A 3,997-nucleotide genomic window follows, 5' to 3' on the forward strand; every position below is an offset into this window, starting at 1 on the left:
TCATGGCAAAGGAAAAGTTTGAACGCGGTAAGCCGCACGTAAACGTTGGCACGATCGGCCACGTTGACCACGGTAAAACCACACTGACGGCAGCGATCACCAAGTATTTTGGTGACTTCCAGGCATACGACCAGATTGATGGTGCGCCTGAAGAGAAAGCGCGCGGCATCACGATCTCGACCGCTCACGTGGAATACGAGACCGAGAACCGTCACTATGCGCACGTTGACTGCCCCGGTCACGCTGACTACGTGAAGAACATGATCACCGGTGCGGCCCAGATGGACGGCGGCATTCTGGTTGTGAACGCAGCTGATGGCCCCATGCCGCAGACCCGCGAGCACATTCTGCTGGCGCGTCAGGTTGGTGTGCCTGCTCTGGTTGTCTTCATGAACAAGGTTGACCAGGTTGACGACGAAGAGCTGCTTGAGCTGGTCGAGATGGAAATCCGTGAGCTTCTGAGCGAATACGACTTCCCGGGCGACGATATTCCGATCATCGCAGGTTCGGCTCTGGCTGCCATGGAAGGCAACAACCCGGAGATCGGCGAAGAGAAGATCAAAGAGCTGATGGCAGCTGTTGACGACTACATCCCGACCCCGGATCGTCCGGTTGACGGCGACTTCCTGCTGCCGATCGAAGACGTGTTCTCGATCTCGGGCCGCGGTACTGTTGTGACCGGTCGTGTTGAGCGTGGTGTTGTGAATGTTGGTGACGAGATCGAAATCGTCGGCATCAAAGACACCCAGAAAACCACCTGTACCGGTGTTGAAATGTTCCGCAAGCTGCTTGATCGCGGCGAAGCAGGCGACAACGTTGGCGTTCTGCTGCGCGGCATCGACCGTGAAGCTGTTGAGCGTGGCCAGGTTCTGTGTAAGCCGGGCTCGGTGAACCCGCACACGAAGTTCGAAGCCGAGGTCTATATTCTGACCAAGGAAGAAGGCGGCCGTCATACCCCGTTCTTCGCGAACTACCGTCCGCAGTTCTACTTCCGGACCACCGACGTGACCGGTACCGTCGAGCTGCCCTCGGGCACCGAGATGGTGATGCCGGGCGACAACCTGAAGTTCAACGTTGAACTGATCGCCCCGATCGCGATGGAAGAGAAGCTGCGCTTCGCCATCCGTGAAGGCGGCCGCACCGTTGGTTCGGGCGTTGTGTCGAAGATCATCGAGTAAGAACGCCCAGCGTTCTTACGGCGACAGGCGAATTGACAACGTCAAATCGCCGAGAGCCTAGAGATACAGAAGATAAGAAAAGGGCGCTCACAGGAGCGCCCTTTTTGCGTCAGTCCAAACGCATTGAGTGGGGACCAGAATTTGGCGCAGCCAAATTTAAGGCCCCACCCCTCGCACATCACAGAAGGGCCTCGCACCACGCGGGGCCCTTTTGCTTTGGCGACAGGCGAATTGGCACAGCCAAATCGCCGCGCGCCAGAGATACAGAAGATAAGAAAAGGGCGCTCACAGGAGCGCCCTTTTATCCATCGCGGTCATCGCGTTGCAGCAGTGGGCCTCGGAGCTTCGACATCTTTCATCTTCCACCCTGTGCGCACGCCGGGATTGGCTTGCATCACGCGGATCATCTTTCGGATGCGGAAGGCTTTGTGCCATGGAATGCCCCGTCCGTTCATCCGGCGCAGTGCAACCGCAATCTCCTGATCCGACAATGGACTGATCCGTCCGGCCGCCAAGGCCTCGTCGTCGATCTGACGGGTGTTCAGGAACACCACCGTATCGTTGGGGCAATAGGCCAGAGGTTTGAACCAGCGCCGCATGCGCTGCATCTGGGCGGTGATCCATGGCAGGCGCCAATGGTAGAAATCCTGCTGCACCAATAGAGATTTTCCGGGGATCAGATGCGGGAAAAATATTTCGGCCATCCGGTCCATATGCATGTCTTTTTTTGACGCGTCCATCACCAGAAGCTCGATGGGGCCGCCCTCCCAAACGCTCTGTTCAATTGGTCCGGGGCGCCAAACTATACGTTCTTGCCATTTGGAAAGCAGCGCTTTGGACAGAGGAAGGATGTCTTCCCCCTCAAAGGGTTTAATCCCTTGGCGATATAGCACCTGTGATTTGGTTCTTTCATCAGTTCTGAAGTGATCAAAGGCAAAGACGCGCGCCAGCTTTTTAGTATCGTGCAGTCCTGCGGCCAATCGTGCGGTGGACCCGCCAACATAGCTGCCCAGTTCCACCACTTCGCCACGGTCGCGGGTCCAGTGGGCCGTCAGCCAGTAATACAGCCGCTGTTCATCTGGCGACAGCATGGTCGGTACTGACTGCATCGGATGCAGCCGGGTATCGGGCACGCTATGCCACGGGGCGCATTGCAGAAATTGTTCTATGCCATCCATCTTCACGGGGTGTTGCTCCTGTGCTGCTGCGAAATCTTGCCGGAAAGGTGTTTCGATACGGTTTCTTTTTTCGCAATCGCGGTGAAAGCGCTTGAAAACCCCGGCGCGGGGCTGTAATCCCGGCCTCGGTCCTAGGGGTATAGCTCAGTTGGTAGAGCGACGGTCTCCAAAACCGTAGGTCGCGGGTTCGAACCCTGCTGCCCCTGCCACCACCATCCGGACAATCAAACCTTTCGGCGATGCGCTGCCAATGCTGCCGGGTATGCTTGTCACGCGGCCCACCGCGGGCTAGGTCGAAAGCATGAATAGATTTCGCGCTCTTTTATTGTCCCTGCCGATGGCGATTTTCGGGGCGGCCCCTTTGTCCAGCCATCCGCATGTGTTCATTGATGCTGGTGTGAACCTGTTGTTCGATGACCAGGGCGCGTTTGCAGGGGTGCGGGTTTTTTGGGCCTATGACGAGCTGTATTCCCTGCTGCTGATAGAAGACAATGGTCTGGATCAGGATGGGGACGGCACGCCAGAGGATGCCGCTTTGGCTGCGTTTGCCGGTCTGGATGTGGACTGGGCGGCGGGGTTTCCCGGTGACCTATATGTCACCCAGGGCGGGCAACCTGTAGATCTGGCGGGGCCTGTGGAGCATGGGTTGAGATATGAGGATGGGCGTCTGGTCACATGGCACATCCGCCCCCTTAAGACGCGTATCAACGTGGGCGCAACACCCGTTTCGGTTCAGGTTTATGATCCAAGCTTCTTTGTGGCTTATGACATGCGCCTGCCGATCAGTGTTGAGGGGCGCGAGGATTGCAAAATCGACCATCTGCCTGCTGATCTGGCCGCCGCATATGATAAGGTGGAAAGCTTGCTTTATGGACCCGACAGCCTTGAGTATGACGAAGACAGCTACCCGGAAGTCGGGGACCTGTTTGCGGATGAGTTGAGGCTGACATGCTCCGGCTGATTTCCGTCTTTTCGTTATTGATCTTGGTCGCCGGGTTGGGGCTTTGGGCCAGCGGCGCGCTGGATGGCGTTTCTGTCTGGGCCGCTCAGTGGCAACGCGAGGTGCAGACGTCGATGGCGCGCGGACTTCGGGCGCTCAGGGCCGGAGAGCCGGGTGCGCTGGCCGCCCTGCTGACCATCTGTTTTTCCTATGGGTTCTTCCACGCGGTCGGACCGGGGCACGGCAAGGTGCTGATCGGTGGCTACGCCATGGCCAGCCGCGCGACCTTGTGGCGTATGTCTGCTGTGGCGCTTTTGTCGTCCCTGGCGCAGGGGGCAAGTGCGGTGCTTTTGGTGCTGGTGGGTTTTCTGGCGCTGAACCTGACCCGGCAGCAGATGGTGGGGCTGGCAGAGGATTGGTTTGCAGATGCCAGCTATGTCGCCATTGCGTTGATTGGGCTGTGGCTTTTGGTCCGGGGTGTGCGCAAGCTGATGCGTTGGAGCGCAGGCCAGAAGGCTGAAACTGATCCGCATCATGGCCGCGCAGTTTATGATCACGATCACCACGGCCACGACCATCACGATCATGCGGATCATGTCTGCCCCAGCTGTGGGCACGCCCACGCGCCCGGATTGCACGAGGTTGAAGCAGCTGGCAGCTGGCGCGAACTGGCTGTGTTAATCGCCGGCATCGCCATTCGC

Annotated in this window: 4 protein-coding genes and 1 tRNA gene; 4 read left to right on the forward strand and 1 reads right to left on the reverse strand. The window is 58.3% G+C overall.

Features of this window, described 5'->3' with window-relative positions; genetic code table 11:
* The first annotated feature begins 2 nt into the window (after positions 1–2).
* On the forward strand, positions 3–1,178 hold the full coding sequence (gene tuf / locus ACRY08_RS14630) for an elongation factor Tu (RefSeq protein ID WP_432449604.1): 1,176 nt from the start codon (positions 3–5) through the stop codon (positions 1,176–1,178).
* 314 nt (positions 1,179–1,492) lie between these two features.
* Here tuf and ACRY08_RS14635 read toward each other — a convergent pair whose 3' ends face one another.
* Positions 1,493–2,311, reverse strand: a complete 819-nt coding sequence (locus ACRY08_RS14635) for a class I SAM-dependent methyltransferase (protein WP_432450701.1) — start codon at positions 2,309–2,311, stop codon at positions 1,493–1,495.
* Between the two features lie 178 nt (positions 2,312–2,489).
* On the opposite strand from ACRY08_RS14635, the gene ACRY08_RS14640 reads away from it, so the two are divergent.
* The 3 genes from ACRY08_RS14640 to ACRY08_RS14650 form a co-directional block, all read left to right on the forward strand.
* A tRNA-Trp gene (locus ACRY08_RS14640) sits at positions 2,490–2,565 on the forward strand.
* A 92-nt stretch (positions 2,566–2,657) separates the two neighbouring features.
* Positions 2,658–3,317: a DUF1007 family protein gene (locus ACRY08_RS14645; protein WP_432450702.1), complete on the forward strand. Its 660-nt coding sequence runs from the start codon at positions 2,658–2,660 to the stop codon at positions 3,315–3,317.
* The coding region (locus ACRY08_RS14650; RefSeq protein ID WP_432450703.1) for a nickel/cobalt transporter at positions 3,305–3,997 on the forward strand (693 nt) is incomplete at its 3' end. The genes ACRY08_RS14645 and ACRY08_RS14650, both read left to right, overlap by 13 nt.

This window comes from Aliiroseovarius marinus (genome assembly GCF_050881025.1).
Taxonomy (GTDB): Bacteria; Pseudomonadota; Alphaproteobacteria; order Rhodobacterales; family Rhodobacteraceae; genus Aliiroseovarius; species Aliiroseovarius marinus_A.